The sequence below is a fragment of the Caballeronia catudaia genome, assembly GCF_001544755.2.
Lineage (GTDB): Bacteria > Pseudomonadota > Gammaproteobacteria > Burkholderiales > Burkholderiaceae > Caballeronia > Caballeronia catudaia.
Window position 1 is genome coordinate 129,297 of the sequence record NZ_FCOF02000009.1, and the last position, 26,909, is coordinate 156,205.

28 protein-coding genes are annotated in these 26,909 nt (G+C 64.2%); 11 read left to right on the top strand and 17 right to left on the bottom strand.

Going from position 1 to position 26,909, the window contains the following annotated elements:
- The first annotated feature begins 13 nt into the window (after positions 1-13).
- On the top strand, positions 14-472 hold the full coding sequence (locus AWB75_RS12630; RefSeq protein WP_061124418.1) for a CopD family protein: 459 nt from the start codon (positions 14-16) through the stop codon (positions 470-472).
- Positions 473-481: 9 nt separating this feature from the next.
- On the opposite strand, the gene AWB75_RS12635 is transcribed toward AWB75_RS12630, so the two are convergent.
- The 6 genes from AWB75_RS12635 to AWB75_RS12660 form a co-directional block, all read right to left on the bottom strand.
- Positions 482-2,911 (bottom strand): bifunctional diguanylate cyclase/phosphodiesterase, encoded by a 2,430-nt coding sequence (locus AWB75_RS12635; protein ID WP_061124525.1) that lies wholly within the window; start codon positions 2,909-2,911, stop codon positions 482-484.
- 459 nt (positions 2,912-3,370) lie between these two features.
- Positions 3,371-4,261 (bottom strand): PhzF family phenazine biosynthesis protein, encoded by an 891-nt coding sequence (locus AWB75_RS12640; RefSeq protein ID WP_061124419.1) that lies wholly within the window; start codon positions 4,259-4,261, stop codon positions 3,371-3,373.
- A gap of 83 nt (positions 4,262-4,344) precedes the next feature.
- Entirely contained in the window at positions 4,345-4,806 is a 462-nt protein-coding gene (locus tag AWB75_RS12645; protein ID WP_061124420.1) for a RidA family protein, read from the bottom strand.
- Positions 4,807-4,831: 25 nt separating this feature from the next.
- A complete protein-coding gene (locus AWB75_RS12650) occupies positions 4,832-6,028 on the bottom strand; it encodes an aminotransferase-like domain-containing protein (RefSeq protein ID WP_061124421.1) in 1,197 nt (398 codons plus the stop codon).
- Positions 6,029-6,112: 84 nt separating this feature from the next.
- On the bottom strand, positions 6,113-7,033 hold the full coding sequence (locus tag AWB75_RS12655) for a DMT family transporter (protein ID WP_061124422.1): 921 nt from the start codon (positions 7,031-7,033) through the stop codon (positions 6,113-6,115).
- A 39-nt stretch (positions 7,034-7,072) separates the two neighbouring features.
- Positions 7,073-7,855: a VOC family protein gene (locus tag AWB75_RS12660; RefSeq protein WP_061124423.1), complete on the bottom strand. Its 783-nt coding sequence runs from the start codon at positions 7,853-7,855 to the stop codon at positions 7,073-7,075.
- 175 nt (positions 7,856-8,030) lie between these two features.
- On the opposite strand from AWB75_RS12660, the gene AWB75_RS12665 reads away from it, so the two are divergent.
- Entirely contained in the window at positions 8,031-9,494 is a 1,464-nt protein-coding gene (locus tag AWB75_RS12665; protein ID WP_061124424.1) for an aminotransferase-like domain-containing protein, read from the top strand.
- Here AWB75_RS12665 and AWB75_RS12670 read toward each other — a convergent pair.
- Positions 9,412-10,044 carry a Rhs element Vgr protein gene (locus tag AWB75_RS12670; protein WP_235012080.1) on the bottom strand — a complete coding sequence of 211 codons (633 nt, stop codon included), beginning with the start codon at positions 10,042-10,044 and terminating at the stop codon, positions 9,412-9,414. The genes AWB75_RS12665 and AWB75_RS12670 overlap by 83 nt on opposite strands.
- 172 nt (positions 10,045-10,216) lie before the next feature.
- On the opposite strand from AWB75_RS12670, the gene htpG reads away from it, so the two are divergent.
- From htpG to AWB75_RS12705, 7 genes are all read left to right on the top strand, one after another.
- On the top strand, positions 10,217-12,121 hold the full coding sequence (gene htpG, locus AWB75_RS12675) for a molecular chaperone HtpG (RefSeq protein WP_061124425.1): 1,905 nt from the start codon (positions 10,217-10,219) through the stop codon (positions 12,119-12,121).
- An 85-nt stretch (positions 12,122-12,206) separates the two neighbouring features.
- Entirely contained in the window at positions 12,207-12,848 is a 642-nt protein-coding gene (locus tag AWB75_RS12680) for a chorismate--pyruvate lyase family protein (protein WP_061124426.1), read from the top strand.
- The gene (locus AWB75_RS12685) at positions 12,845-13,339 is read left to right on the top strand and encodes a DNA-deoxyinosine glycosylase (protein WP_061124427.1); all 495 of its coding nucleotides are present in this window, start codon (positions 12,845-12,847) and stop codon (positions 13,337-13,339) included. Before AWB75_RS12680 ends, AWB75_RS12685 begins: the two co-directional genes overlap by 4 nt.
- Entirely contained in the window at positions 13,336-14,229 is an 894-nt protein-coding gene (locus tag AWB75_RS12690; protein ID WP_061124428.1) for a class I SAM-dependent methyltransferase, read from the top strand. Before AWB75_RS12685 ends, AWB75_RS12690 begins: the two co-directional genes overlap by 4 nt.
- 210 nt (positions 14,230-14,439) lie before the next feature.
- Entirely contained in the window at positions 14,440-14,688 is a 249-nt protein-coding gene (locus AWB75_RS12695) for a DUF3311 domain-containing protein (RefSeq protein WP_061124429.1), read from the top strand.
- A complete protein-coding gene (gene mctP, locus AWB75_RS12700) occupies positions 14,688-16,238 on the top strand; it encodes a monocarboxylate uptake permease MctP (RefSeq protein WP_061124526.1) in 1,551 nt (516 codons plus the stop codon). The genes AWB75_RS12695 and mctP overlap by 1 nt, the downstream gene beginning before the upstream one ends.
- A 154-nt stretch (positions 16,239-16,392) precedes the next feature.
- A complete protein-coding gene (locus tag AWB75_RS12705; protein ID WP_061124430.1) occupies positions 16,393-17,502 on the top strand; it encodes an FUSC family protein in 1,110 nt (369 codons plus the stop codon).
- Between the two features lie 11 nt (positions 17,503-17,513).
- Here the strand turns inward: AWB75_RS12705 and AWB75_RS12710 are convergent, their stop codons facing one another.
- The 7 genes from AWB75_RS12710 to AWB75_RS12740 form a co-directional block, all read right to left on the bottom strand.
- Positions 17,514-17,942, bottom strand: a complete 429-nt coding sequence (locus AWB75_RS12710; RefSeq protein WP_061124431.1) for a VOC family protein — start codon at positions 17,940-17,942, stop codon at positions 17,514-17,516.
- 237 nt (positions 17,943-18,179) lie between these two features.
- Positions 18,180-19,133: a transaldolase gene (tal, locus tag AWB75_RS12715; RefSeq protein WP_061124432.1), complete on the bottom strand. Its 954-nt coding sequence runs from the start codon at positions 19,131-19,133 to the stop codon at positions 18,180-18,182.
- Positions 19,134-19,328: 195 nt separating this feature from the next.
- Complete coding sequence (locus tag AWB75_RS12720) at positions 19,329-19,571, bottom strand: energy transducer TonB (RefSeq protein WP_061124433.1); 243 nt, start codon at positions 19,569-19,571, stop codon at positions 19,329-19,331.
- 72 nt (positions 19,572-19,643) lie between these two features.
- Positions 19,644-20,840: a benzoate/H(+) symporter BenE family transporter gene (locus AWB75_RS12725; protein WP_061124434.1), complete on the bottom strand. Its 1,197-nt coding sequence runs from the start codon at positions 20,838-20,840 to the stop codon at positions 19,644-19,646.
- A gap of 10 nt (positions 20,841-20,850) precedes the next feature.
- The gene (locus tag AWB75_RS12730; protein ID WP_061124435.1) at positions 20,851-22,026 is read right to left on the bottom strand and encodes a vWA domain-containing protein; all 1,176 of its coding nucleotides are present in this window, start codon (positions 22,024-22,026) and stop codon (positions 20,851-20,853) included.
- A gap of 24 nt (positions 22,027-22,050) precedes the next feature.
- A complete protein-coding gene (locus tag AWB75_RS12735) occupies positions 22,051-22,641 on the bottom strand; it encodes a GNAT family N-acetyltransferase (RefSeq protein ID WP_061124436.1) in 591 nt (196 codons plus the stop codon).
- Positions 22,642-22,645: 4 nt separating this feature from the next.
- Positions 22,646-23,488: an AAA family ATPase gene (locus AWB75_RS12740; protein ID WP_061124437.1), complete on the bottom strand. Its 843-nt coding sequence runs from the start codon at positions 23,486-23,488 to the stop codon at positions 22,646-22,648.
- A 399-nt stretch (positions 23,489-23,887) separates the two neighbouring features.
- Here AWB75_RS12740 and AWB75_RS12745 point away from each other — a divergent pair, with 399 nt between their 5' ends.
- Together AWB75_RS12745 and AWB75_RS12750 are read left to right on the top strand one after the other, a co-directional pair.
- Complete coding sequence (locus AWB75_RS12745) at positions 23,888-24,253, top strand: c-type cytochrome (RefSeq protein ID WP_008350687.1); 366 nt, start codon at positions 23,888-23,890, stop codon at positions 24,251-24,253.
- A gap of 45 nt (positions 24,254-24,298) precedes the next feature.
- On the top strand, positions 24,299-24,679 hold the full coding sequence (locus AWB75_RS12750) for a c-type cytochrome (RefSeq protein ID WP_061124438.1): 381 nt from the start codon (positions 24,299-24,301) through the stop codon (positions 24,677-24,679).
- Between the two features lie 105 nt (positions 24,680-24,784).
- On the opposite strand, the gene AWB75_RS12755 is transcribed toward AWB75_RS12750, so the two are convergent.
- From AWB75_RS12755 to rsxB, 3 genes are all read right to left on the bottom strand, one after another.
- Positions 24,785-25,216 carry a DUF1841 family protein gene (locus AWB75_RS12755; RefSeq protein ID WP_061124439.1) on the bottom strand — a complete coding sequence of 144 codons (432 nt, stop codon included), beginning with the start codon at positions 25,214-25,216 and terminating at the stop codon, positions 24,785-24,787.
- A gap of 62 nt (positions 25,217-25,278) precedes the next feature.
- Positions 25,279-25,923 (bottom strand): endonuclease III, encoded by a 645-nt coding sequence (gene nth / locus AWB75_RS12760; protein ID WP_061124440.1) that lies wholly within the window; start codon positions 25,921-25,923, stop codon positions 25,279-25,281.
- A 16-nt stretch (positions 25,924-25,939) separates the two neighbouring features.
- Positions 25,940-26,779: an electron transport complex subunit RsxB gene (gene rsxB / locus AWB75_RS12765; RefSeq protein ID WP_061124441.1), complete on the bottom strand. Its 840-nt coding sequence runs from the start codon at positions 26,777-26,779 to the stop codon at positions 25,940-25,942.
- Between the last annotated feature and the right edge of the window lie 130 nt (positions 26,780-26,909).

The following is a 26,909-nucleotide window of genomic DNA, read 5'->3' on the forward strand; positions in this document are numbered from 1 at the left end:
TAAACGAAACGCAATGAACAAAGCCATCGAAGCCGCGCTCTTTCTGCATCTGCTCGGCGTAGCCGTTTGGATAGGCGGGATGGTCTTCGCGCATTTCTGCCTGCGTCCCGCACTCGGCGATCTCACGCCGCAGCTACGCCTGCCGTTGTGGGAAGCGGTCTTCGCGCGATTCTTCAACTGGGTGGCGGCCGCTGTGCTCGTGATTCTCGTCACCGGCGGCTTTTTGCTCGTGGAGTTCGGCGGCGGTCATGCGGCATGGCCGCTGCACGCGATGGCCGGGCTCGGCATCGTGATGATGCTCATCTTCGGGCATATCCGCTTCGCGGTCTTTCCGCGCATCCGCCGCGCGGTGCAGGCGCAGAACTGGCCCGACGGCGCGCGTGCGGTCGGCACCGTGAGACGGCTCGTCGTGATCAATCTTGTGCTCGGCGTCGTGACGATCGGGACGGCGGTTCTTTCTCGCGGCTTCTGAACCTCTGAGTCAACCGCCGCGCTCATCGGAGAGCGCGGTGCTCGACTCGTGTCCCGCATCCTTGCGCGAGCGCGGCGCCTGCCCGCGCGGCCACCCGCACACACCGAAGCGGTCGAGCAGGGCTTGCACGCCATCCGCCGGCACAGGCCGCGAGAACAGGAAGCCCTGCGCTTCCACCGGCCCGAGCGCCGCAAGCCATGCAATCTGTTCCTCCCGCTCGGTCCCTTCGACGACGACGGTCAGCCCCAGCGATCGCGCCAGGTTGATGATTGCCGACACCATCACACATACGCTGCGGTCCTCGGGAATCGCCTGGATGAACGAGCGGTCCACCTTGAGCGTATCGACCGAAAAGCGGTTCAGATACGACAGCGACGAGTAGCCCGTGCCGAAGTCGTCCAGCGCGATACGCACGCCCAGACGCTTCAACGCGGCGATCTTCTCCTGCACGAGCTCCGGATACTCGACCATCACGGTTTCGGTGATTTCGAGCTCCAGCTTGTCGGGCGGAATGCCGCTCGCTTCGATCGCGCGCCCGACCGTCTCCAGCAAATCGCCGCGCCAGAACTGCACCGCCGAGATGTTCACCGCGAGCGACAGCCCCGTATAACCGTCGCGCTGCCATTGCGCGAGCTGCATGCACGCGGTGTGAATCACGAAGTCGCCGACCGCGACGATCAGTCCCGTCGACTCGGCGACCGGAATGAACTCGTTCGCCGGAATGAGCCCGTGCTGCGGATGATTCCAGCGCACGAGCGCCTCGAAGCCGGTGATGCAGCGGCGCGTCAGATCGATCTTCGGCTGATAGACGAGGAAAAGCTGCTGCTCGGTGAGCGCGACGCGCAGTTGTTGCTCCCACCGCATCAGATGATCCGCGCGATGCGACAGTTGCGGCGAATAGAACTGATAGCAGTTCCGGCCCGCGTCCTTCGCGCTGTACATCGCGAGATCGGCCTTCTTGAGCAGGTCGATCTCGCTTTCGTTCGACACCGAGAAGAGTGCGATGCCGATGCTCGCGTGCAGCACGAACGCGCTGCCGCGCACGTCGAACGGCGTGGCGAACATCGTCGAGATGTCGTTGGCGAGCGTGACCGCGCGTTGCTCGACATCGTCGCCCTTCACGACGACGACGAATTCATCGCCGCCGATGCGCGACAGCGTGCCGCTTTGCCCCACCGTCTCGGACAGCCGCGACGCGGTCATCTGCAGGACGATGTCGCCAGCGTTGTGGCCGAGCGTGTCGTTCACCGTCTTGAAGTTGTCGAGGTCGATGAAGAGCAGCGCGAGCCGTCCGATGTTCTCCGGCTGCGCCACGTCGTGACGCAGCGCGCGCAGCGTCGAGTAGCGGTTGCGCAGGCCAGTGAGCAGGTCGTATTCGACGAGATGCGTCATCTCGCGCTCGCGCCCGAGCAGCTTGCCGATCAGGCCCGTCGCGACCGCGAAGAAGCCGAGCATGGCGAGCGAGATGAAGCTCGCCATCAGCAGATAGACGTTGCGCGTGTGGTTGTAGTCGATCATCTCCTCACGCTCGGAGAGGCCGACGAGCACGCCGAGCGGATAGCCGTCGATGTGCCGGTACGACACGATGCGCTTTACGTGGTCGATCGGATCGACATAGATGCCGGACGCGTGATCGGTCGTCGGGTAGACGCCGCTCGCGCTGAATTCGGCGTGCGCGCGATCGGCCGGGCCGCTGCGCCCGCCGCCCTTCGCGGCTGCATTGGCCGCGGCGCTCTCGGCAAGGCTGCCGCCCGTGCTGCGCGCGAGCACCGAGCCGTTATCCGACACGACGGCGATCACGCCTTCGTGACCGATCGACGCGACGTTATAGAAGTCGTTCGTGAAATAGGCCGGATTCTCCGACACCACCACGACACCGGCGAACGAGCCGTCCGGATGATTGAGCCGCCGTGTGATTTGCAGGGTCCAAAGTCCCGACACGCGCCCGCGCACCGGACGGCTGATGTAGAGCAGATCGTCGTTGGAATGCGCGTGAACCTTGTAATGCTCGCGGTCGGACAGGTCGATGGGTTTCGGATGCGGATCGGACGTGTTGCCGATGAGCGTGCCGTACTCGTCGATCAGCGACACTTGCACGAGCGTGTCGCTTTGCACGACGCCTTTCTCGACCGTCGCGATGAGATCGAAGTTATCGGGCGACTTCTCGTATTCGAACTTGACGAAGCGCGTGATCTGGTCGACCTGATGGATCGCCTTGATGGTGTGCTGCTCGAGCGCGGAGGAGAGGATGGCGGCGGAGGCCATCGATTCATGCGTCGTCGCCTCGCGCTCGACGGAGAGCCGCGCGAAGATCACCGCCCACAGCAAAACCAGCACGAAGGTCCCGAGCACGGGAATGGCCAGCAGCGCGCGCCGGCGCCGCGCCGCGGGTGCGCCGAGAAAAGTGTCGGAAAACGTGTGGCCGCGCATGCGCTTCATGACGCGTCCATGCACGCGTAGTCGCGTAGCGCGTGGCGTGCTGCGAACTGCGCGAAATGGATGAAGCGATGCATGTCGTGAGGCGTTCGGCCGAATCGAGTGAATATACCGCGCGCGGCGCGCAGCGGAGGGTCGGCGGATAAGCTGTCCGGGACGCGATTCACGACCCTGTCCACGTTCCGATCACATCAGCAGGCAGCGCAACGGCCGTTCGGCGAGCCGTTTTGTGCAGCAGCGCGCGAACCCCGCCATCAGCGAAACAACGAGCGTCCGGTGTCGTTAAGAGCATACGTTTGCGCTGCGGCGCGAGCGGCTCACCTCCATGACGACGCACCGTCCGATGTGAACCGCAATTGGCTATCCCCGATTGTTCAGATATTAGCGAAGCCTCGCAGATTAAGGAAGGGGCGGCGCTTGGGGGTATACGCGCGGCCTTCGTGCCGCGCGTAGGTCATTGTTTCAAAGGCGGAATGTGCCGTCGATCACCGTTACGGACGCGCCGCCGATCCACGCCCGCGCGCCGCTCGTTTCGTCGTCGTAGGCAATGCTCACGCGGCCGTCGCGATCGAGCGCCGTGCCTTGCCGCACCGTGAAACTCGTGCCCGGCCGCTTGTCCTGCGCGGTCAAGAGCGTCGCGAGCGCGGCGTTGGCGCTGCCCGTCACCGGATCTTCGATGTTTTCCGCGCCGAGCAGGATCACGCGCAGCTCGAAAGTCGCGGGCCCGCCCGGCTCGTGCGGCCCGTAGACCGCGATGCCGTGCGTGCCGACCTCCGCAACGAGCGTCTGCAACGACTCGCGCGCGGGGCCTTGCAGCGACAGCGCGAGACATTGCGCGGCGTCCTGCACGCGCACGACGAGCCACGGCGCGCCGTTGTTCACGGCGGCGGGCGGCGCGCTGAAATCGATTACCGCCGCGCCGAGCGTGGCGGCGAGACGATCGTTCTGCGCGCCGGTCAGAGGCACGATGGTCGCAGGCGGTGCGGCGAATGCCCACTCGCCGTTTATTTGTTCGGCGAGCGCCACGAGCCCGACACCGCATTCCTGCACGAGCCGGCCTGCCGTCTTCGGCGTGTAGCCGCTGTCGAGCAACGCGTGCGCGCTGCCGAGCGTCGGATGGCCGGCGAACGGCAGTTCGACCGCCGTCGTAAATATGCGAACGCGATAATCGGCGCGAGAATCGGTCGGCGGCAGCAGAAAAGCCGTCTCCGACAAGTTGGTCCAGCGCGCGATCTCCTGCATGCGCTCCGTCGACAGACCTTCGGCGTCGAAGATCACCGCGAGCGGATTGCCTTTGAACGGAACCGGCGTGAAGACATCGACCTGCTTGAATTGGACGGTGCGTGAGGACATGGGATGGTTCCGGCTTCAGCGAGAATAAAAAAACCCGACGCGCGGGGACGCGTCGGGTTCGCTTGTCGAGCGAAGAAGACGCGTCAGGCGACTTCCGCGATCATTTCGATCTCGACACACGCGCCGAGCGGAATCTGCGCGACGCCGAACGCCGAGCGCGCATGCTTGCCGGCATCGCCGAAGACTTCGGCAATCAGTTCCGACGCGCCGTTCGTGACGATGTGCTGCTCGGTGAATTCGAGCGTCGAGTTGACGAGGCTCATCACCTTGACGATGCGCTTCACCTTGTTGAGATCGCCGACGTGCGCATGCAGCGTCGCGATCAGGTCGATGGCGACGCTGCGCGCCGCGGCCTTGCCTTCTTCCGTCGTGATGTCGGCGCCGAGCTTGCCGGCATGCACCTTGCCGTCCTTCTTCGCGATATGGCCGGACAGATACACGGTGTTTCCGCTCTGCGCGCTCATCACATAAGCGGCGGCGGGCGCGCCCGCGGCGGGCAGGTCGATGCCGAGTTCCTTCAGCTTGTCGTACACGTTGGATGCCATCGGTTGCTCCTCTAAACGTTGAAAGTCAGATGCTCGCGCGGATCAGCGCGCCGAGCTTCGCCACGCCGATGTCGATCGTCGCGGGCGGCACGGTCACGAACGACAGGCGCATCGTATTGTGCTCGGCCTCGTTCGCGAAGAACGGACCACCCGGCACGAAGGCCACGTTCTGCGCGATCGCCTGCTCCAGCAGCTTCATCGAATTGACGTGCTTCGGCAGCTTCACCCACACGAACATGCCGCCTTCCGGGCGGTTCCATTCGACGCCGGCGGGCATGTGGCGTTCCAGCGCGTCGAGCATCGCGTGGCATTGATCGCGATAGAGCGCGCGGATGGTCGGCACGTGCGTATCGAGAAAGCCGTCTTTCACCACTTCGTACACGATGCGCTGCGTGAGGCTCGGCGTGTGCAGATCGGTCGCCTGCTTCGCCTGCACGAGTTTGAAGTGCAGTTCCTCCGGCGCGATGATGTAGCCCACGCGCAAGCCCGGCGCGAGCACCTTCGAGAACGAGCCGAGATGCACGATGTGATCGGGCTCCATCGAGAGCAAGGTGGGCAGCGGTGCGCCGGCGTAATCGAGCGCGCCGTAGGGATCGTCCTCGATGACCGGGAACGCGGCGTCTTTCGCGAACGCGGCGAGCGCGCGGCGGCGCTCTAGCGGCAAGCGGCGGCCCGTCGGGTTCTGGAAGTTCGGCTGCGCGTAGAGAAGGCGCGCGTTCGCGGTGAGCGCGGCGTCGAGCGCGTCGGGAATCAAGCCGGATTCGTCGGTCGGCACCTGCACGTAGTGCGGCTCGAACAGCGAAAACGACTGCAGCGCGCCGAGGTAAGTGGGCGTTTCGACGAGCACGCGGCTGCCCGGATCGACGAGCGTCTTGCCGAGCAGGTCGAGCGCCTGCTGCGAGCCGGTCGTGATGAGCACTTGCGTCGGGCGGATATGCGCGCCGTTCACCGAATAGCGCGCCGCGACCCATTCACGCAGCGGCATGTAGCCTTCCGTCGCGCTGTACTGGAGCGCGGCGGCGGGCTGATCGCGCAGGATGCGCTCCGACGCATGGCGCATTTCCTCGACGGGGAATGTTGCGGGCGAGGGCAGGCCGCCCGCGAAGGAAATGACTTCCGGCCGTTCCGTGACCTTCAGGATTTCGCGAATCGCCGAACTGGTGAGCTTGCGTGCGCGTTCGGAGAGTTGCCACGGCGTGGCGCGGAGATCGGCTTGATTCATGGAAATGCCTCGGTTGTCTCTGATGTCCCGGGATTGGTTTTTATCGCGGCGCTTGCCGCAAACGTCAATTATCGCGCGAGTGCGTCATCTTGCGTGCGTCGCGACGGGCGCGGCCGGCGGCGCGGCGCGAACGGACGCCTTGCGGCCGAGCACGACGGTCACGATCACGGCAGCCGCGTACAGCCACGTCGATGCGCTCACGTGTTCGCCGAAGAAAAGCGCGGAAAACGCCATCGTGAAGAAAATCTGCAGCAGTTGCACTTGCCCGACGCGCGCGATGCCGCCCATCGCGAGGCCGGCGTACCACGCGAAGAAGCCGATGAATTGCGAGAACAGCGTGACATAGCCGAACGCGAGCCACGTGCGCAGCGCGAGCGGTTCGGGATGCGCCATATGATGCGCCCACGCGAGCCAGCCGACCGGCAGCAGCAGAAAGGGCGCGGAGAGCACGAGCGCCCAGCAGATCACCTGCCAGCCGCCCATCTGACGCGCGAGCCGTGCGCCTTCCGCATAGCCGAGCGCGCCGATGCCGACCGCGACGAGCATCAGCAGGTCGCCCGCCTGCAGGCCGCCGCCGCCCGCCTGCAATGCGAACGCGACGACGATCGCGCTGCCCGCGATCGCGCTCGCCCAAAACGCCTTCGAGGGCCGCTCGTGCGAGAGCCACGCGGCATAGACCGCGACGCAAAGCGGCTGCAAGCCATTGACGACCGCGCCGTGCGACGCGGGCACGGTTTTCATGGCCCACGCGGAGAACACCGGAAACGCGATGATGACGCCGAGCGCGACCACGGCGAGGCTCTTGACCTGCGGCCAGGTCGGCAGCTTTTCGCGACGCCAGAGGAGAAGCGCCGCGGCCGGAACCGCAGCGACGAGCGCGCGCCCGAGGCCGTTCAGGATCGGATGCACCTGCTCGACGACGATGCGCGTCATCGGCAGCGTGAGGCTGAAAATGACGACGCCGATCAGGCCGAGCAGCATGCCTTCGGTTTCGCGTGTCTTCATCGTGAGGCGTCTCCTTGTTTGGACCGTCGCGTGAGTGCGTCAGTCCGCTGTATCGGGTGATTCCGCTTTCTTCACGCGACGGCGCCTGGCTGCCTGCCGCGCTTCTTCCTCGCGCGCCCCGGCCGCTTCCGCCGATTCGCCGAGCGTCAGCACGGAGCCGTCCGGCAGATCGAACTGCGCGACGAGCACGGGCGCGCCCGCTGTTTCCTCGACGCGCATCAGATGCGCCGCGCCGAGCCACGCGAGCTGCGCCGCGAGCGTCTCAGCCTGCGGATGAAAACCCGTCAGTGAGCGTAGCGCGATGCCCGATTCCGGCAGCGTCGCGCTCGGATGGCGCGGCGTGTCCCACTGGATCAGCGACGGCAACACGCCATCGCCGGCGCCTTGCCACGCGGGAAACGCGCCGTCGTCGGGGACGGTCAGGCCCCATGTATTGCCGCCGCGCGACATCGCCACGACGGGCGCAATGCGTTCGGGATACTGCTCGCGCCAGCGCACCAGCGACTTAGGCCGATCCACGCGCGCGGCCCAGTGCACGAGTTGCGGGCCGTGTTCTTCGAGACGGCGCTGCATCGCGGGATCGTCGAGCGCGAAGAGGCGCGGTCTCGGCGATTCGACGCTCGCCGCCGCCGGATCCATCGCGATCACTTCGAGATACGCGCCGTCCCACAGATTCAGCAGTCGGTTGTGCGTGCGCATCAGCGGATGCGCGCCGCCGGCCACCGTTTCGATGCCGAATTTCGCTGCGACGAACCGTGCGCCTTCGTCCAGCGTGCGTGCGGCGATCACGAGGTGATCGAGTTTGAGTCGAGGTTCGGTCATGACGTGCGATGCGAGCCGGATAAGGGCCGATAGCATAACGCTTCCGTCTCGCGCGCCGGGAGCCCGAAAGCAAAATGTAGCCGCTAACACCGTAACAGTAACGGTACAATCGGCCCAATACTATTCGGTACAGTTTTTCACAGCGCACCGTCGCGTTTGCCGAAGAGAGGCCCGCATGTCCGTTCCGCTCGATCAGATTCCCGCCCCGCACGACGCCGCTCAGCTCACGCTCGTCGACCAACTGGTGCAATGGGGTCGCCGCCGCATCGACGAGCGCGTGTTTCGCCCGGGCATGCGCATGCCGTCGATCCGCAAGCTCGCGCTCGACAAGGGCGTGTCGCGCTTTACCGTCGTCGAGGCTTACGAACGGCTCGTGGCGCACGGTTATCTCGATTCGCGGCGCGGCTCCGGTTTCTACGTGCGCGAGCGCGGCGGGCCGACGCTCGTCGCGAAAGGCGAGACGCCCGCCGCCGCGACGGAGCGCGAGCCGGTGCAAAACGCCATCGACGTGGTCTGGCTGCTGCGCAACATGCTGCATACGTCGAGCCCGGAAAAAGGGCCGGGTCTCGGCTATCTGCCGGGCCGCTGGCTCGACGGCGAGCTCATCACCAATGCGCTGCGCTCGCTGTCGAGGCAGAGCGGCGCGCAGATGCTCGGCTTCGGCACGCCGCAAGGGTTTCTGCCGCTGCGCCAGCAGTTGCAGACGCGGCTCGAGGAATTGGAGATCGGCGCGTCGGCGGCGAAGCAGATCGTGCTGGTGTCGGGCATCACGCAGGCCATCGACCTGATCGCGCGCCTCTACGTGAAGCCAGGCGACGCGGTCATCGTCGGCGATCCGGCGTGGTTTCAGATGTTCGGCCGCTTCGCGTCTCAGGGCGCGCGGCTCGTCGGCATGCCGTACACGCCCGACGGGCCCGATCTCGACGCGCTCGAAACGCTCGTCGCGACCTGGCGTCCGAAGATGCTCATCATCAATTCCGTTTTGCAGAATCCGACGGGCACGTCGCTGACTGCGGCGCAGGCGTTTCGCATCCTGCAGATGGCGCAGGAATACGACTTCATCGTCGTCGAGGACGATGTGTACGGCGATCTGTGCCCGGCGGGCTTTCCCGCGACGCGCCTCGCATCGCTCGATCAACTCAAGCGTGTGATCTTCCTCGGCAGCTTCTCGAAGACGCTCGCGGCGAATCTGCGCGTGGGCTATATCGCGGCGGCGCCGGATGTGGCGAAGGCGCTCGCGGACCAGAAGATGCTCGTCGGCATGACGAGCCCCGAGCTCAACGAACGCGTGGTCTACAAGGTGCTGACGGAAGGGCACTATCGGCGGCACGTCGAGCGCCTGCGCGCGCGGCTCGACGGCGTGCGCGATAAAACCGCGCGCATGCTGGAGAAAACCGGCTTGCGGCTGTACGCGACGCCGGACGCGGGCATGTTCCTGTGGGCGGATGCGGGCGTCGACTCCGATGGCCTCGCGGCCGCCGGACACGAAGCCGGTTTTCTGCTGACGCCCGGCAGTCTTTTCTCGCCGCATCAGTCGCCGACGACGTGGATGCGCTTCAATGTCGCCAATTGCGGCGATCCGGCGCTGGCTGAATTCCTGTCGAACTATCTCGATAAGGCCGCGCGGCGCAGCGCTTAAGCACGGTAAGCGCGGGTCCCGGCAGGTTGCAACGATCGGCGGGCGCGCGGATGAAATCGGCCAGCACGGATTCGTAGAGCGCGAGCGCGTTTTCCGTTTGCCGATAGCGATGTTCGTACAATCGGCTCTGACCGTCGCAGAATTTCAGCGCGAAATAGTCCGCGAGCAGGTTGCCTTGCGCTTCCATGTTGTAGTCGGAGAGACGCTTGCCGTGCCCGAGCGTGTACGCGTACGGCAAGCCGATCCGAATCGCCCCGCGCAAGCGCACCGGATAGCCGAGCTGGAATTGCCACACGTGCGTCATCTCATGGATGAACCACATGCGGTCGGCGAGGCCGCAGGCGGAGAAGTCGTCCTGAAAGCAGCCGCGCGGAAAATAGAGGTTGCCGTTGGGCGCCATCGCCGTGCGCCCCGGCTGCAGGCCGAGCGGCAGATAGGCGCGAGCGTGGACCAGCACCTTCGAATGATCGATCGCATCGCGGAACACGAGCCGGGCCATGTCGGTCTCGCCGCGCGTGAGCGGCCGGGCGTGTTTTTTTGACGAAGGCATCGCGGTGACGGGTGTGATCGGGTGTGATCGGTCGTTCGAAAGCCGCATCTTACGATGGCCCTTGAAAATCGCGACGCCGTCCTCATATCGGACGAATTCGCGGCGCGGCAGGACGATGGCGCGCCCCGATCGACATTTGGCATTAACGCAATCAACACCAGAGGACCCGAGCATGGCGCAAGAAACCATGAGCTTTCAGGCAGAAGTGAAGCAGCTTCTGCACCTGATGATCCATTCGCTCTACAGCAATAAGGAAATTTTCCTGCGCGAGCTGATTTCCAACGCATCCGATGCCGCCGACAAGCTGCGCTTCGAAGCCATCGAGAACAGCGCGTTTTACGAGAACGATCCGGATCTGCGCATTCGCGTGTCGTATGACAAGGCCGCGCGTACTGTCACCATCGACGACAACGGCATCGGCATGAGCCGCGACGAGGCCATTTCGCACCTCGGCACCATCGCGCGATCGGGCACCAAGGAGTTCTTCTCGAAGCTCTCCGGCGATCAGCAGAAGGACGCGGCGCTCATCGGACAGTTCGGCGTCGGCTTCTATTCGGGCTTCATCGTCGCGGACAAGATCACGGTCGAAACACGCCGCGCCGGTCTGCCGGCGAATCAGGGCGTGCGCTGGACGAGCGCGGGCGAGGGCGATTTCGAAGTCGATGACATCGAACGCGCGCAACGCGGCACGACCATCACGCTGCATCTGCGCCCGGAAGAGGACGAGCTGCTCTCCACGCACAGGCTCAAGTCGATCATCCAGAAGTATTCGGACCACGTCGCGCTGCCCATCCTGATGAAGAAGGAAGAGTGGGACAGCGAAAAGAGCGAGATGGTCGTGAAGGACGAGGACGAAACGGTCAATCAGGCGAGCGCGCTGTGGACGCGTCCGAAGAACGACATCAGCGACGAGCAGTACAAGCAGTTCTATCAGCACATCTCCCACGATCACGACGATCCGCTCGCATGGACGCACAATCGCGTCGAAGGCCGCAGCGAGTACACGCAACTGCTGTACGTGCCGAAGCACGCGCCGTTCGATCTGTGGAACCGCGAGCATCGGGGCGGGCTGAAGCTGTACGTGAAGCGCGTGTTCATCATGGACGATGCCGAGCAACTGCTGCCCGCGTATCTGCGCTTCGTGAAGGGCGTGGTCGATTCGGCCGATCTGCCGCTCAACGTATCGCGCGAAATCCTGCAGGAAAGCCGCGACGTCAAGGCGATTCGCGAAGGCGTGACCAAGCGCGTGCTGTCGATGCTCGAAGAGATCGCGACGACGTCTGCTGAAGCGACCGAAGACGCCGACAAGCAGAAGTATCAGACGTTCTGGAACGAGTTCGGTCAGGTGCTGAAGGAAGGCATCGGCGAGGATTTCAGCAATCGCGAGCGCATCGCGAAGCTGGTGCGCTTCGCATCGACGCAAAATGACTCCGACGAGCAGAACGTCTCGCTCGCGGATTACGTCGCGCGCATGAAGCCCGAGCAGGCGAAGATCTACTACGTCACCGCGGATAGCTGGCAGGCCGCGAAGAACAGTCCGCACCTCGAAGTGTTCCGCAAGAAGGGCGTCGAAGTGCTGCTGCTGACGGATCGCGTCGACGAGTGGATGCTCTCGTTCCTCAACGAATTCGATGGCAAGCCGCTCGCCAGCGTCGCGCGTGGCGATCTCGACCTCGGCGCGCTCGACGACGAAGAAAAGCAGCAGCAGGAGAAGGTCGGCGAGGAACTGAAGCCGCTCGTCGAGAAGATGAAGGAAGCGCTCGAAGGCAAAGCGAAGGACGTGCGGCTCACGTTCCGTTTGACGGATTCGCCGAGCTGTCTCGTCGCGGATGAAGGCGACATGAGCGGCTATCTGCAACGCATGCTGAAGGCGGCGGGGCAGAATGCGCCGCAAGCGGAGCCGATCCTGGAAGTGAATCCGGAGCATCCGCTGGTGAAGGCTTTGAATGCGGACAGCGCGAACTTCGCGGATTGGTGCCATCTGCTCTTCGATCAGGCATTGCTCGCCGAAGGCGGCGCGCTGGACGATCCGGCGAGCTTCGTGAAGCGGACGAACGCGTTGTTGCTCGCGCGTTAAACACGAGCAAGTGCTTCGAAATGGACGCGCCGCCGGGAAACCGGCGGCGCGTTTTTTATTGCATGACGGTCCTATAATCACCGCCATGCTCACGCCCAACGATCCCACCGACGCGCACTGGCGCGCCGTCCCGCTTCCCACGCTCACCGATGCACAAAAGGACTGGCTCACGCGAGGCGGCTCGCTGACCGCGCATTTGCGCACGCTCGGCGCGGTGACCGTCGAGGTCACGCGCGAGGCCGTCGACATGCCGTGGCGCGACGAAGCGCGCGCTTTGCAGGTCACGCCGCGCACGCCGGTATGGGTGCGGGAAGTCGCATTGAAAGTCGATGGCATGCCGTTCGTCGTCGCGCATAGCATCGTTGCGCTCGCGGATAGCACCGGCGTGTGGCAATCGATGCGCCGACTGCGCACGCGCCCGCTCGCGGAACTGCTTTACAGCGACAGCAGCGTGTCGCGCTCGACGCTCGCGAGTCGTCGGATCACGGCGCGGCATCCGCTCCATCGGCTGGCTCGCAATCAAACGGAACGGACGTCACATGCGCTCGTCGCAAGACGATCGGTCTTCAAGCGTCACGGCGCGCCGCTGATGGTCACCGAATGTATGCTCGATGCGCTCTGGACGCGCCTCGCCGCCTCGCATGCGCCGAGTCATCGCGAACATGCGCGCTCGTATGAGCATCTGAGCTCGCATGCGAAGCGCGTCGCGCATGGCGAGGCGAAATGAAGCTCGCGGCGAAACTGGCAGGGTTCGAACCGGTCGGCGATGCAGCGACGCACACGCTCATCCTCGGCAGTTTTCCCGGCGTCGCGTCGCTGGCGGCGACGCAGTACTACGCGCATCCGCGCAACCAGTTCTGGCGGCTCGTCGGCGCGGCGATCGGCGAACCGCTGCACGAGTCGAGCTACGACGAACGCCTCGCACGGTTGATGCAACATGGCATCGGCTTATGGGACGTGCTTGCCGCATGCGAGCGCGAAGGCAGTCTCGATGCCGCGATCCGCAACGCATCGCCGAATGACTTCGCCGCCTTCCGCACGCGCTTTCCGAAGTTGCGCAAGGTGTGCTTCAACGGCAAGACTTCCGGCAAGTTCGCGCCCGTGCTGAGCGCGGCGGGCTATGCCACGCTCGTGCTGCCGTCGTCGAGCGCGGCCAATGCTATCCTCTCGTTCGATCAAAAATTGCGCATCTGGCGCGACATCCTCACCACACAATGACGAATCTCATCAAGCGCGCGTCGGCTGAAGCCCGCGCGTTCGGCCGCAAAAAAGACAACAGCAAATCGAAGCGCAAACGCGATGAAGACGATCTCGCGAACGCGCCGCGCATCGACGCGCCCCGCAAGCCGCGCTTCGCGCCCGTGACGTTCTCGGAAGAGGGCGGCGTGCGCTATCTGCACTTTGGCACCGAATGGGTGCAGGGCGCGATGCGGCTGAAAAAGCCCGATCACATCGAGCTGGAGTACGCGCAGCAGATGATGGCGTGGCTGCTTTTCATCGAAACGCCCGCGCGCATCGTGCAGCTCGGGCTCGGCGCGGCCGCGCTCACCAAGTTTTGCTATCGCTTCCTGAAGCGCGCGCAGGTCGAAGCCGTCGAGCTGAACCCGGCGGTCGTGATCGCCGCGCGTGCGATGTTCGAGCTGCCCTACGACGACGCACGCCTCACCGTCACCGAGCGCGACGCGTGGGAGTTCGTCAACGACCGCGCGAATCACGGCACGATCGGCGCGCTGCAGATCGATCTCTACGACGCCACAGCGCGCGGCCCCGTGCTCGACAGCGTGTCGTTCTATCGTGCATGCCGCGCGTGTCTCACGCCGCAAGCGGGCGTCGTCACGATCAATCTGTTCGGCGATCATCCGAGCTTCGTGCGCAACATGCGTCACCTGAACGAAGCGTTCGATCATCGCGTGATCGCGCTGCCCGAAGTGCACGACGGCAATCGCGTCGCGATCGCGTTCGCCGGTCCCGCGCTCGACATAGCGTTCGCCGCGCTCGAGACGCGTGCGAAGCTCGTCGAAGCGCAGCTCGGCTTGCCCGCGCGCAAGTGGGTCAAGGGTGTCGCCGAAAGCGCGGGCGTAGCGACGAGCGGTTCGTTCACGATCTGATCGGCACAACCGGAAAAAACCAAAGCCTACGTGCGAAGGCCCCTTAAATCAGCGTAATAGTCGGGATTCTCCCTGCTTGACCGTGTTTTAAGGGTCCATATACTCCCTCTGTTATTTCGGGACGCTTTTCAGCGGCATGTCTACCCGACGACCGGCATTCCGCCGGGCTCGCGATAACCCAAGCGAATCAAAACAGAGAGGAGACCGTTCATGGCCCACGAAGCTAGGATCGGCACCGGACAACCGCGCAATAAGCATTGGCTTTGGCTTCTGATCCTTCCGTGGATCGGTGTGGTATGGGTGCCGTTTTACAACAAGATCGAGCCCGTTCTGTGGGGCTTTCCGTACTTCTACTGGTATCAGCTTCTGTGGGTGCTGATCAGCGCGGTCATCACGGCCGTCGTCTACAAGAAGACCAAGGCGCTGCCTTCGGGCCGTAAGAACGGAGGTGCGCGATGATGAATCTCACCGCAACCATCGTCTTCGTTCTGTTCTTCGTCGGTGTCACGATTCTCGGCTTCATCGCTGCGCACTGGCGCCGCGGCGATCTTGCCCAGCTCGACGAATGGGGTCTCGGCGGACGCCGCTTCGGCACCATCGTCACGTGGTTCCTGCTCGGCGGCGATCTCTATACCGCCTACACGTTCGTCGCGGTGCCGGCGCTCGTGTTCGGCGCGGGCGCGACGGGCTTCTTCGCGCTGCCGTACACCATCCTTATCTATCCGTTCGCCTTCGTCGTGTTTCCGAAGCTCTGGAGCATTGCGAAGCGTCACGGCTATGTGACCGCCGCCGACTTCGTGCACGCGCGCTACAACAGCCGCATGCTCGCGCTCGCTGTCGCCGTGACGGGCATCGTCGCGACAATGCCGTACATCGCGCTGCAGCTGGTCGGCATCGAAGTGGTGATCGGCGCGCTCGGCTTCTCGACGCAAGGCCTGGTCGGCGATCTGCCGCTCATCATCGCGTTCGGGATTCTCGCCGCCTACACGTACACGTCGGGCCTGCGCGCGCCTGCGATGATCGCCGTGGTGAAGGACGTGCTGATCTACATCACCATCATCGGCGCGATGATCGTGATTCCCGCGCAGCTCGGCGGCTTCGGCCATATCTTCAGCACGGTCCCGCCCGAGAAGCTGCTGCTGAAAGCGCCCGATGCCGCGAGCCTGAACGGCTACAGCGCCTATGCGACGCTCGCGGTCGGCTCCGCGCTCGCGCTGTTCCTGTACCCGCACTCGGTGACGGCGATCCTGTCATCGAACTCGGGCAACACGATCCGCCGCAACATGTCGCTTCTGCCGGCGTATTCGCTCGTGCTCGGCCTGCTCGCGCTGCTCGGCTACATGGCGCTCGCGTCGGGGGTGAAGGACATGCCGGAGTACGCGTCGTACTTCAAGGCCTATGGTGCGAACTTCGCGGTGCCGGCGCTCTTCCTGCACTACTTCCCGTCGTGGTTCGTCGGCGTGGCGTTCGCGGCGATCGGCATCGGCGCGCTGGTGCCGGCGGCGATCATGTCGATCGCGGCGGCGAACCTGTACACGCGCAACGTGCATCGCGAGTTCGTCAACACGAAGATGACGCCGGAGCAGGAAACCAACGTCGCCAAGCTCGTGTCGCTGATCGTGAAGGTGGGCGCGGTCGCGTTCATTCTCGCGCTGCCGCTGACCTACGCGATCCAGTTGCAACTGCTCGGCGGCATCTGGATCATCCAGACGCTGCCCGCGCTCGTGCTCGGCCTCTATACGCGCGTGCTGGATTATCGCGGCCTGCTGATTGGCTGGGCGGTGGGCATCGGCGTCGGCACGTGGATGGCCGTGTCGCTGCAACTGAAGGGCTCGATCTATCCGCTGCATCTCTTCGGCTATGTCGTGCCGGGCTACGCGGCGGTGTGGGCGCTGATCGTCAACCTGATCGTTTCGATCGTCGTGAGCCTGCTGGTGCGCGTGATGGGCCTCAAGCGCTCGGAGGACCGCACGCGTCCGGAAGACTATCTGGACGTCGTGGAAAGCTGATCCGGCACGCCGCGGTAACGCGCCGGGCAGCCGCCCGACGCGTGTCGCGAAAAGCTGGTAAAACGCCCGTAGCAGTCGACTGGCCGCTACGGGCGTTTCGTTTTCAGGCCGCCTTCGTGTGTGAGGCGTGTGTCTTCATCGACGCGAGCGAACCATGCTTTCACCGACATCGACGTCACTCCGGCGCGGCCGATTCGCGCGCCTTCTTCAATGGATCGCGTCGCCGTACTTCCGTTACCGGCACGCGGCGATGATCCACGCGGTGCGCGTCGGGCTCGCGATGGCGGTGTCGATCGCCGTCACGACGGGCATCGACATGCCGCACGGCGTTTGGGCTTCCGTGTCGGTGCTCGTGGTGATCGGTGGGTTGCAGCACTACGGCAACATCCGCAAGAAGGCAGCCGAGCGGGCGGTCGGCACGGCGCTCGGCGCGTGCTTCGGGCTGGTGCTGATCGTCGCGCAAATGCTCACCGGTTCGCCGATGGTCTTCTTCGTGCTGATGTGCGTGATCGCGGGCGGCTGCGCTTATTACGCGATCGGCAAGGCGGGCTACGTCGCGCTGCTCACGGCGATCACGATGGTGATCGTCTCCGGCCACGGCGACCTGCCGCTTTCCACCGGCTTGTGGCGCACCGCCAATGTGATGATCGGCGTCTTGATCGCGCTCGGGTTCTCGTTCGTGCTGCCGCAGTACGCGACGTATTCGTGGCGTTACCGGCTCGCGGACAATCTGCGCGAATGCGCGCGGCTCTATGGCGCCTTGCTCGACGGCACGCCGCTGCTCGCGGAGGAGTCCGCGCAGCACTTCTTCAGGATGAGCCAGCGGCTGGTGCAATCGCGGGGGCTGATGGAATCGGTCGCGAAGGAAACCGACGTGCCGATGGCGCGGCTGGAAGAAATCCAGCGGCTGCATCGTTCGATTCTCGCGGCGCTGGAACTGCTGGTCGGATCGATGCCCGAAGTGGCCGGCGCATCGCCGGGCCGCTTCGCGATCGCGTGCACGCCGCGCGAGTACACGGTGCGCCAGCAGCTCTTGCAGATGGCGCGCGCGTTGCGTTTCGGGCGCGTCGGATTGCTATACCGGGCGGTGGAGTTGTCGCCGCTGCCGCAGCCGTGCATCGACGACAAAGGGCAAAACGATGCGACGCAGGGCATGCACTGGCTCGCGATGCGTTTCGTCGAGCAGGTTGAGCGCTTGCGCCTGCGTCTGTCTGAAATCGAGCGGCAGTGGAATATAGAAGGCGCGCGGCCGCTCAACGGATGAACTGCCGGCGCTCAGGCGGCCTGTGCTTCCTCGGCCTGCACCACGTTGACGAGCCAGGGCACGCCGAAGCGATCCGTCAGCATGCCGAAACCTTGCGTCCAGAAAGTGGATTGCCACGGCGTGAGCACGTTGCCGCCTTCGGCGAGCATGTTGAAGACGCGCTCGCCTGATGGCGCGTCGTCCGCGGCGATCGACAGCGTAAAGCCGGAGTAGTCCTTTCGCGGCTGGCCGTAGCGGCCGTCCGACACCATGATCGCGTTCGGACCGACGCAGAACACCGCGTGCATGACTTTGTCCTGCCAGTCGGGCGGCGCGTTGCCGCCGTCCGGCGCGTCGCGGAAGCGGACCAGCGCGGCGATCTGCGCGCCGAACGCGGCCTGATACAGTTCGAGTGCGGCTGCGCAATCGCCGTTGAAGAAGAGATAGGTATCCAGTTGCATGACCGAAAGACTCCGTGCATATGAAGCGGACATGCCGCCGAAGCTCGAAAGTCTATTGCAATGGAATGCCGCCTTGACTCGGAAAAAGTCAAATTACGTGAAGAAGCGGCGCAAGTCGGTGTAATGGAAAAAACCGCAAATCGAACCAATGAGTCGGTGCGATTTGCGGTTTTGTATTTGCAGCTTCAGGCCATCGGACGCGGACGAATCTGCACGCACCGCCGGCGAAACCGTGCGTTACTGCAGCGCGGTGATCAGCTTTTCGAGCTTGATCGCATCGGCGGCGAATGCGCGGATGCCTTCCGCGAGCTTTTCGGTCGCCATCGCGTCGTCGTTGACGAGGAAGCGGAAGGTCGGCTCGTCGACGCCGATTTTCTCCACGTTCTCGTTCTTGACGTTTTCAGGCGAAAGCTTGCGCTCCACCTTGTCGTTGCTGTCGGCGAGCTTTTTCAGAAGATCGGGGCTGATGGTCAGCAGATCGCAGCCCGCGAGCTCGATGATCTGGCTCACCGTGCGGAAGCTCGCGCCCATGACCTCGGTCTTGTAGCCGAACTTCTTGTAATACGTGTAGATGCGGCGCACCGACTGCACGCCGGGATCGTTCGCGCCGCCGTTCTTCACTTCGTCCCATTCCGCGCCGGCTGACTTCTTGTACCAGTCGTAGATGCGGCCGACGAACGGCGAAATCAGTTGCGCGCCCGCTTCGGCGCACGCGGCCGCCTGCGCGAGCGAGAAGAGCAGCGTCATGTTGCAGTGGATGCCTTCCTTTTGCAGCACTTCCGCCGCGCGGATGCCTTCCCAGGTCGATGCGAGCTTGATCAGCACACGGTCGCGGCTGACGCCCGCGTTTTCATACAGCTTGATGATGTCGTGCGCCTTGTCGATCGACTTCTTCGTGTCGAAGGAGAGGCGCGCATCGACTTCTGTGGAGACGCGGCCCGGAATGATCTTCAGAATCTCGGTGCCGAACGCGACCAGCAAATTGTCGATGATCTGCGGCATCGGCTGCTTCGCGTGCTCCTTGACGGTCTTTTCGAGCAGCGGCTTGTAATCGTCCTTCTGGACGGCCTTCAGAATCAGCGACGGGTTCGTGGTCGCGTCCTGCGGCTTGAATGCGATGAATTGCTGGAAGTCGCCCGTGTCGGCGACGACGGTTGTGTATTGCTTGAGCTGGTCGAGAGCGGATGTCATGTCGAGTCTCAGACGCGATGCGCCTTGTCAAATTGCGGTAACCCGCGGATTGCCCATGAATGCGACGCCGCGCGGCGACTTCCTTCGCGCGGCGCGCCCCTGAATGTCATTCTCCCATTCTAGTCCCGAGCGCGGCGAACGCGCTGATACCGTGCCCGGCGACGCCGGATTTCGACAGGACGCGCGAGCGCGCGTTCAATCGGCTGCGTAGGCGAGCTCGTGCCAGCGCCGCACCGTGCCCGAGCCGAGCTGGCCGCGCGCGAAGCGCATCTTGCGCACTTCGTCGAGGGCGTGCGCGTCCTTCGCCGGATCGCCGCAACTCATCTTCAGCACGACGTCCTGCACGTGCCCGGCGTCGTCGAGCAGCACGCGCACGATCGTCTTGCGTTTCTGGGTGCCTGGGGTGGAGCGCGCGAGCAGTTTGTCGATCAAAGCCATGACGAAATACCATTAATCTGTGACGGAAGTTCGGTCCGGAAAACCGGGCCGATCCCGTCATTGTAGGCCGCGTCAGGGCCGCCGGGCGTTGAGCACGACATGCGTCACGATGCCCGCGACGAGCCCCCAGAACGCGGAGCCGATCGACAGGAGCGTCAGCCCCGAAGCCGTCACCATGAACGTGACGAGCGCGGGTTCGCGCTGGCGCGCGTCCTGCATCGCGTTGGCGAGGCCGCTCATGATGGAGCCGAAGAGCGCGAGCGCCGCAACGGAGACGACGAGCTCCTTCGGAAAAGCCGCGAACAGCGCGGCGATGGTCGCGCCGAACGTGCCCGCGATCAGATAGAAGATGCCGCACCAGACGGCCGCCGTGTAGCGCTTGTCGCGATTCTCGTGCGCTTCGCGGCCGGTGCAGATCGCGGCGGTGATGGCGGCGAGATTCACGCCGTGCGAGCCGAACGGCGCGAGCACGAGCGAGGCGATGCCGGTCGTCGAGATGAGCGGGGCGGAAGGCGTCGTGTAGCCGTCCGCGCGCAGGACGGCTAAGCCGGGCACGTTTTGCGAGGCCATCGCGACGACGAAAAGCGGCACGCCGATGCTGATGATCGCGGCGAGCGAGAACGCGGGCATCGTGAAAACGGGATGCGCGAGCGCGACATGAAAGCGCGAGAAGTCGAGCAGCCCGAGCCCGCCCGCGACCGCGACGCCCACGACGAGCGTCGACGGAATTGCGTAGCGCGGCGTGAAGCGCTTCGCCGCGAGATACGCGAAGAACATCACGATGACGAGCGCCGTCCGATGCCCGGCGGCGCGGAAGATCTCGATGCCGATCTCGAACAAAATGCCCGCGAGCAGCGCGGCGGCGATGCCCGACGGGATGCGTTTCATCAGCGTGTCGAACCATCCGGTGAGGCCGACGGCGGTCAGCAGCACCGCGCAGACGATGAACGCGCCGATCGCATCGGCATAGGCGACGTTCGGCAGCGACGAGACGAGCAGCGCCGCGCCGGGCGTCGACCACGCGACGACGACCGGCGCGCGATAGCGCAGCGACAGGCCGATCGTGCAGACCGCCATGCCCATCGACAGCGCCCAGATCCACGATGAAATCTGCGCGTCGGTGAGATGCGCGGCCTGGCCCGCCTGGAACATGAGCACGAGCGAACTGGTGTAACCGGTCATCATCGCGACGAATCCGGCGACGATGGCGGACAGCGACGTGTCAAAGAGGAAACGCGGCGCGGCGGGCGCCGGAGCGGAAGCTTTCATTTCGGGTTTCTTATTTGGACAACGCGCGCATCGCGGCTTCGAGGCCGGCCATCGTGAGCCCGTACATGCGGTTGCCGAGGACGTCGCGGATCGCGGAGATCGACTGCCGGTATTCCCATAGACGCTCCGGCTCGGGATTGAGCCACGCGTGATGCGGAAACTGGTCCGCGAGCCGGCGCAGCCACACGGCGCCCGCTTCCGCGTTGTTGTACTCGACGGAGCCGCCCGGCTGCAGCACTTCGTAGGGACTCATGGTCGCGTCGCCGACGAAGATCAGCTTGTAGTCCGGCGTGAACTTGTGCAGCACGTCGAAGGTGGGCGTGCGTTCCTGATGACGGCGACGATTGTTCTTCCACAAATAGTCGTACACGCAGTTGTGGAAGTAGTAGAACTCGAGATGCTTGAACTCGGCCTTCGCCGCGGAGAAAAGCTCCTCCACGCGCTTGATGTGATCGTCCATCGAGCCGCCGACATCGAGCAGCATCAGCACCTTCACGTTGTTGTGGCGCTCGGGCACCATCTTGAGATCGAGCCAGCCGGCGTTGGCGGCGGTGCTGCGGATCGTGTCGGGCAGATCGAGCTCTTCGGCCGCGCCTTCGCGCGCGAAGCGCCGCAGACGCCGCAGCGCGACCTTGATGTTGCGCGTGCCGATTTCCACCTGATCGTCGTAGTCTTTGTACGCGCGCTCATCCCACACTTTCACGGCGGTGCGATTTCCCGACGATTCCCCGCCGATGCGAATGCCTTCCGGGTTATAGCCGCCGTGCCCGAACGGCGATGTGCCGCCCGTGCCGATCCATTTGTTGCCGCCTTCGTGACGTTCCTTCTGCTCGTCCATCAGCTCCTTCACGCGCTCCATCAGCTTGTCGATGCCGCCGAGCGCTTCGATGCGCTTCTTCTCCTCCGCGGTGAACTCGCGGTCGAGGCGCTTTTTGAGCCAGTCGAGCGGAATGTCGAAGGCTTCGTCGGGAAGCTGCGTCACGCCGTGGAAATAGGCGCCGAACGCGCGATCGAACTTGTCGAAGTACTTCTCGTCCTTCACGAGCGTCATGCGCGCGAGGAAATAGAACTCGTCGAGCGATGGCGAGATCACCTTTGCCTTCAGCGCTTCGAGCAAGGTCAGATATTCCTTCACCGAGACGGGCAGCTTCGCGTCGCGCAGCGAGTAGAAGAAGTTGATCAGCATGGCGCGCTCTCCATCGTGACGTTTTTAGCGGTCGAGCCGGTGATTCAGATTGGCGCGCACCGCCGGCCACTCCGACTGGATGATGGAGAACACGACCGTGTCGCGTAAGACGCCATCGCGGCTGACTTGATGACTGCGCAGGATGCCGTCCTGTTTCGCGCCGAGCCGCTCGATCGCCGTGCGCGATGCGTGGTTCATGAAATGCGTGCGGAACTCGACGGCGATCGCGTCGAGCTTCTCGAACGCGTGCGTGAGCAGCAGCAGTTTGGCTTCGGTATTGAGCGCGGTTCTCTGCATGCGCCTGGCGTACCACGTATGGCCGATTTCCAGCCGACGGTTTGCTTCATCGACTGCGAAATAACGCGTCGAGCCGACGATGGCGCCGCTCTTTACATCGATGACCGCGAACGGATGCGCGCCGAGGCGGTCGCGCATATAGAGCGCGGTATCGATATAGGCGCGCATTTTGTGGGGCTGCGGCACGAAGGTGTACCACAGCTTCCACAGTTCGCCGTCGCAAACGGCACCCGCAAGCCCCGCTTCATGCGAGGGCTTCAGCGGCACGAGCCTGACGTGTTCGCCTTCCAGCGTGACGGGTTCGATCCAGCGGCTCATTATTTCAGCGATGGTTGCGGTTCATGAACAGCAGCCGCTCGAACAGCGCGACATCCTGTTCGTTCTTGAGCAGCGCGCCATGCAGCGGCGGCACGATCTGCTTCTGATCCGGCGAGCGCAGCGCTTCGGGCGGAATGTCTTCGGCGAGCAGCAGCTTGAGCCAGTCGAGCAGCTCGGACGTCGATGGTTTCTTCTTTAACCCCGACACACCGCGCAATTCGAAGAAGCTCTGCATCGCCGCCGCGAGAAGATCCTGCTTGATGCCGGGGAAATGCACGTCGACGATCGCTTTCATCGTCTCGGCGTCGGGAAACTTGATGTAGTGGAAGAAGCAGCGGCGCAGGAACGCGTCCGGCAGCTCTTTTTCGTTGTTCGACGTGATGATCACGAGCGGCCGATGCTTCGCTTTCACGAGCTCGCGCGTTTCGTACACGTAGAACTCCATGCGGTCGAGCTCGCGCAGCAGATCGTTCGGAAATTCGATGTCCGCCTTGTCGATCTCGTCGATAAGCAGCACGCTCTGCCGGTCCGCGTCGAACGCCTGCCACAACACGCCCTTGACGATGTAATTGCGGATATCCTTCACCCGTTCGTCGCCGAGCTGCGAATCGCGCAGGCGCGATACCGCGTCGTATTCGTACAGGCCTTGCTGCGCCTTGGTCGTCGACTTGATGTGCCATTGCAGCAGCGGCATGCCGAGCGCGCCCGCGACTTCCTCGGCGAGCATGGTCTTGCCGGTGCCGGGTTCGCCCTTGATGAGCAGCGGCCGTTGCAGCGTCATCGCGGCGTTCACCGCGAGCTTGAGATCGTCGGTTGCGACGTATTGCGATGAGCCTTCGAAACGCATGACGAAGATCCGGTTGGCAAAAAAATCCCAGTATAAGTCAGAAGACCTTTCCGCATTGAGGCGCGCCGGGTATCGTTTGAGCCGCTCCATCGGCGGGTTGCCGCCACGCGTCCGGATGTGTTTGAAGCGAGCGCGCACGCGGACTCATCGCTTGTACAGGGACGAAATGTCGCAGCTTCGACGACTGTTTTTCAGTCGGTTCCCATTGCCAGCAAGGGTTCCGCGCGGTTCGTGTGTGGACGGGGGGTAGGTCGCGCGGTACAATTAGCCCGATTTTTTTGGCCTGCGTGGCGACAGACCCTGCAGCAGTGAACAGTCCCGAGAAGGTTGTAGCGCGCTTAAGCGCGGGCCGCGGCCTTTTGAGCGCCGGATTTCCCCTCAAGCCAGGTTAGAAGAGCTATGAACAATTTCGTCGGCAAATGTGCCGTGATTGCAGCGCTGTCCGGTCTCGCCGGCTTCGCGAGTGAGGCGTCGGCCGACGTCGTCGGCAACGCGAAGGCTGCGGAGGGCAAGGTCGCGATGTGCATCGGCTGCCACGGCATTCCCGGCTATCGCACCGCGTACCCCGAGGTCTACGAAGTGCCGATGCTGGGCGGCCAGAACGCGCAGTACATCGCCAATGCGCTGCATGCCTACAAAAAGGGCGACCGTCATTTCGACACCATGCGCGCCATCGCGACGACGCTTTCGGATCAGGACATCGCCGATATCGCCGCGTACTACGCCGCGCAGACTCCCCAATCGAAGAACAATCCCGACAAGTAATCCGGGCGCGAAACCACGCCAGAGCGACAACGGGAAGGAGAATTCATGAAGCCCTCCAAGGCACTTCAAAGCAGCTTCAAGGCAGCATGCGCGGCAGCGGCGCTCATCGGCATGACGGCGTTCGGCACGGCGCACGCGGCCGACGTGAGCAACGGCCGTGCGCTTTCCGACAGCCACAACTGCGCGGCCTGTCACGGCCCCGGCCTCAACAAGCCGGTGAGCGGCGAATATCCGCGGCTGGCAGGTCAGCACGCGACCTACATCTACTGGGCGCTGCGCCAGTATCAGATCGGCGGCAACAACCCGAACTTCGGCCGCAACAACGCCATCATGGCGGCGCAGGTGCAAAGCCTGTCGCAGAGCGATCTGAAGGATCTCGCGGCGTATATCGAATCGCTCGACGGCAGTCTCGTGCTGAAGAAGTAAGCGCGCTGCCTTCGAAGGCTGTCTGAACGTGAAACACCCCGCTTCGTGCGGGGTGTTTTCATTTGTTCCCGACGTTTCCCGACGTTTCCCGAAGTTTCCCGATGCTTAGTCCCGCGAAGCACGCCGCTCGATCAGCGCAAGGTACGCGTCGGTGTCCGGCGGGGTGCCCGAGCGCTGCGCTTCCCAGATCACCTGCCCGAGGCAATCCATGATCGCGTGCTGCGCGTCGTGCGGCGAGCCGAGACGCGCGACGAGCCTGTCATGCGCGCGGCGGATGCCTGGCGGCTGATCGATCGACAGTTGCTCGCTGATGGCGAGATGCATCGACAGATGCAGGAAGGGATTGGTCTGGCCGCGATCCGGCGAGTAATCGGTATCGCGCGCTTCGGGATTTGCGAGCACGTCGTGATACTCGGGATGTTCGCCGATCCAGTCGGCGGCCATGCTTTCGAGCGGCGTCAGAATCTCGGCGGCGCGCTCCTTGCGCCACGTTTCGGTGAAGAACTGGCGAACTTCGTCGCGACTAGGGTTGAACATAACGTATTGATTACACTCGCGTTTCGTAACCCGTCATTGTAGCCCGTCGCGCAGTCGGCCGCTCATTCGACGGGCGCAGGCGTCTTCGGCCGGTACTCACAGAGCGGCTCGATCGCGCAATGCCAGCACTCGGGCACGCGCGCCTTGCACACGTAGCGCCCGTGCAGGATCAGCCAGTGATGCGCGTCGTGCAGGAACTCCTTCGGCGTGAACTTCTCGAGCGCGGTTTCGACCGCGCGCACGTCCTTGCCGGGCGCGAGCCCCGTGCGGTTCGCGACACGAAAGATGTGCGTGTCGACGGCGATCGTCGGCTGCCCGAACGCGGTGTTCAGGATGACGTTCGCGGTCTTGCGGCCGACGCCTGGCAGCGCTTCGAGCGCCGCGCGATCGTCCGGCACGTCGCCGCCATGCTGATCGATGAGGATGCGGCACGTCGCTATCACGTTCTTCGCCTTCGTGCGATAGAGCCCGATGGTGCGGATATATTCCGACACGCCTTCCTCGCCGAGCGCGAGCACGGCTGCCGGCGTGCTGGCGACGGGAAACATCCTGCGCATCGCCTTGTTCACGGAGACGTCGGTGGCCTGCGCGGAGAGCATCACGGCGATCAGCAGTTCGAAGGGCGTCGTGTATTCGAGCTCGGTCGTCGGATGCGGATTCAGGCTTTGCAAGGTCTCGTAAATGGCGCGGCGCTTCGTGGCGTTCATTGTTCGATGTCCGTTATCACGCGGATTTATCGCCATTACCGGGTTGGGACGCGTTTTCTGCGTCCGTCAAACCGAGACGGCGGCGGCGCTCCTCGGCTGCGTCGATCTGCGCCTGCACCGCCGCGCTCACGTGCGCGGTGTTTTTCGGGCCCGCGCCGAGGCTCGTCATCTCTTCTTTCTTCTTGCGCGCGCGTTCGAGCGCGGCCTGGATGATCGCGCGCTTCTTTGCTTCGGGATCGTCGTGCGCGGCGGCCGGCGCTTCCGGCTTTTCCCGCGCTTCGGGTTCGGCTTGCGCCGTCCGCGATGCCTGACGCGCGTTCGCCCGCGCAACGGCTGCTGCGCGCTCGCGTTCGAGGCGCACAATGCGACGGTCGTGACGCGCGCGCGCCGCATCGGCTTCCTGCTGGCTCCATGCGTCCCAGCCGGTGCGCTCGCCGGTCACGGGCACCATCGCGATGCAATCGACCGGGCAGGGCGGCACGCACAGATCGCAGCCCGTGCACAGTTCGGCGATAACCGTGTGCATCTGCTTCGCCGCGCCGGCGATCGCGTCGACCGGACATGCCTGCATGCACAGCGTGCAGCCGATGCACACGTCTTCGTCGATGACGGCGAGCGGTCGCGCGCGCTCGTCGCCATGTGTCGTGTCGAGCGGAATCACGGGCTTGCCGAGCAACGCGGCGAGGCGCGCGATGCCTTCGGCGCCGCCCGGCGGACACTGGTTGTAGTTCGCCTCGCCCGCGGCGATGGCCTCGGCGTAGGGCCGGCAGGCCGGATAGCCGCACTTGGTGCATTGCGTCTGCGGCAGCAGGTCTTCTATGCGCTCTGCGAGCGTTCTGGAAACGGTTGCGGTCACGAGGAATTGCGATGATGCCTTGGGGACTGGCGCAGCGTGCGCGCGATGTAAGCAACGCGGCGCCGCTGCAATCACGCCGCACGCTCCGCTCTACTAAAACACTTCGTCGTCCACGACGACGGCACGCTGC

Excerpts from the sequence above, each read along its gene's own strand:
- AWB75_RS12630 (WP_061124418.1), top strand. The coding sequence starts at position 14 with ATGAACAAAGCCATCGAAGCCGCGCTCTTTCTGCATCTGCTCGGCGTA.
- AWB75_RS12635 (WP_061124525.1), bottom strand. The coding sequence starts at position 2,911 with ATGAAGCGCATGCGCGGCCACACGTTTTCCGACACTTTTCTCGGCGCA.
- AWB75_RS12640 (WP_061124419.1), bottom strand. The coding sequence starts at position 4,261 with ATGTCCTCACGCACCGTCCAATTCAAGCAGGTCGATGTCTTCACGCCG.
- AWB75_RS12645 (WP_061124420.1), bottom strand. The coding sequence starts at position 4,806 with ATGGCATCCAACGTGTACGACAAGCTGAAGGAACTCGGCATCGACCTG.
- AWB75_RS12650 (WP_061124421.1), bottom strand. The coding sequence starts at position 6,028 with ATGAATCAAGCCGATCTCCGCGCCACGCCGTGGCAACTCTCCGAACGC.
- AWB75_RS12655 (WP_061124422.1), bottom strand. The coding sequence starts at position 7,033 with ATGAAGACACGCGAAACCGAAGGCATGCTGCTCGGCCTGATCGGCGTC.
- AWB75_RS12660 (WP_061124423.1), bottom strand. The coding sequence starts at position 7,855 with ATGACCGAACCTCGACTCAAACTCGATCACCTCGTGATCGCCGCACGC.
- AWB75_RS12665 (WP_061124424.1), top strand. The coding sequence starts at position 8,031 with ATGTCCGTTCCGCTCGATCAGATTCCCGCCCCGCACGACGCCGCTCAG.
- AWB75_RS12670 (WP_235012080.1), bottom strand. The coding sequence starts at position 10,044 with ATGCCTTCGTCAAAAAAACACGCCCGGCCGCTCACGCGCGGCGAGACC.
- htpG (WP_061124425.1), top strand. The coding sequence starts at position 10,217 with ATGGCGCAAGAAACCATGAGCTTTCAGGCAGAAGTGAAGCAGCTTCTG.
- AWB75_RS12680 (WP_061124426.1), top strand. The coding sequence starts at position 12,207 with ATGCTCACGCCCAACGATCCCACCGACGCGCACTGGCGCGCCGTCCCG.
- AWB75_RS12685 (WP_061124427.1), top strand. The coding sequence starts at position 12,845 with ATGAAGCTCGCGGCGAAACTGGCAGGGTTCGAACCGGTCGGCGATGCA.
- AWB75_RS12690 (WP_061124428.1), top strand. The coding sequence starts at position 13,336 with ATGACGAATCTCATCAAGCGCGCGTCGGCTGAAGCCCGCGCGTTCGGC.
- AWB75_RS12695 (WP_061124429.1), top strand. The coding sequence starts at position 14,440 with ATGGCCCACGAAGCTAGGATCGGCACCGGACAACCGCGCAATAAGCAT.
- mctP (WP_061124526.1), top strand. The coding sequence starts at position 14,688 with ATGAATCTCACCGCAACCATCGTCTTCGTTCTGTTCTTCGTCGGTGTC.
- AWB75_RS12705 (WP_061124430.1), top strand. The coding sequence starts at position 16,393 with ATGCTTTCACCGACATCGACGTCACTCCGGCGCGGCCGATTCGCGCGC.
- AWB75_RS12710 (WP_061124431.1), bottom strand. The coding sequence starts at position 17,942 with ATGCAACTGGATACCTATCTCTTCTTCAACGGCGATTGCGCAGCCGCA.
- tal (WP_061124432.1), bottom strand. The coding sequence starts at position 19,133 with ATGACATCCGCTCTCGACCAGCTCAAGCAATACACAACCGTCGTCGCC.
- AWB75_RS12720 (WP_061124433.1), bottom strand. The coding sequence starts at position 19,571 with ATGGCTTTGATCGACAAACTGCTCGCGCGCTCCACCCCAGGCACCCAG.
- AWB75_RS12725 (WP_061124434.1), bottom strand. The coding sequence starts at position 20,840 with ATGAAAGCTTCCGCTCCGGCGCCCGCCGCGCCGCGTTTCCTCTTTGAC.
- AWB75_RS12730 (WP_061124435.1), bottom strand. The coding sequence starts at position 22,026 with ATGCTGATCAACTTCTTCTACTCGCTGCGCGACGCGAAGCTGCCCGTC.
- AWB75_RS12735 (WP_061124436.1), bottom strand. The coding sequence starts at position 22,641 with ATGAGCCGCTGGATCGAACCCGTCACGCTGGAAGGCGAACACGTCAGG.
- AWB75_RS12740 (WP_061124437.1), bottom strand. The coding sequence starts at position 23,488 with ATGCGTTTCGAAGGCTCATCGCAATACGTCGCAACCGACGATCTCAAG.
- AWB75_RS12745 (WP_008350687.1), top strand. The coding sequence starts at position 23,888 with ATGAACAATTTCGTCGGCAAATGTGCCGTGATTGCAGCGCTGTCCGGT.
- AWB75_RS12750 (WP_061124438.1), top strand. The coding sequence starts at position 24,299 with ATGAAGCCCTCCAAGGCACTTCAAAGCAGCTTCAAGGCAGCATGCGCG.
- AWB75_RS12755 (WP_061124439.1), bottom strand. The coding sequence starts at position 25,216 with ATGTTCAACCCTAGTCGCGACGAAGTTCGCCAGTTCTTCACCGAAACG.
- nth (WP_061124440.1), bottom strand. The coding sequence starts at position 25,923 with ATGAACGCCACGAAGCGCCGCGCCATTTACGAGACCTTGCAAAGCCTG.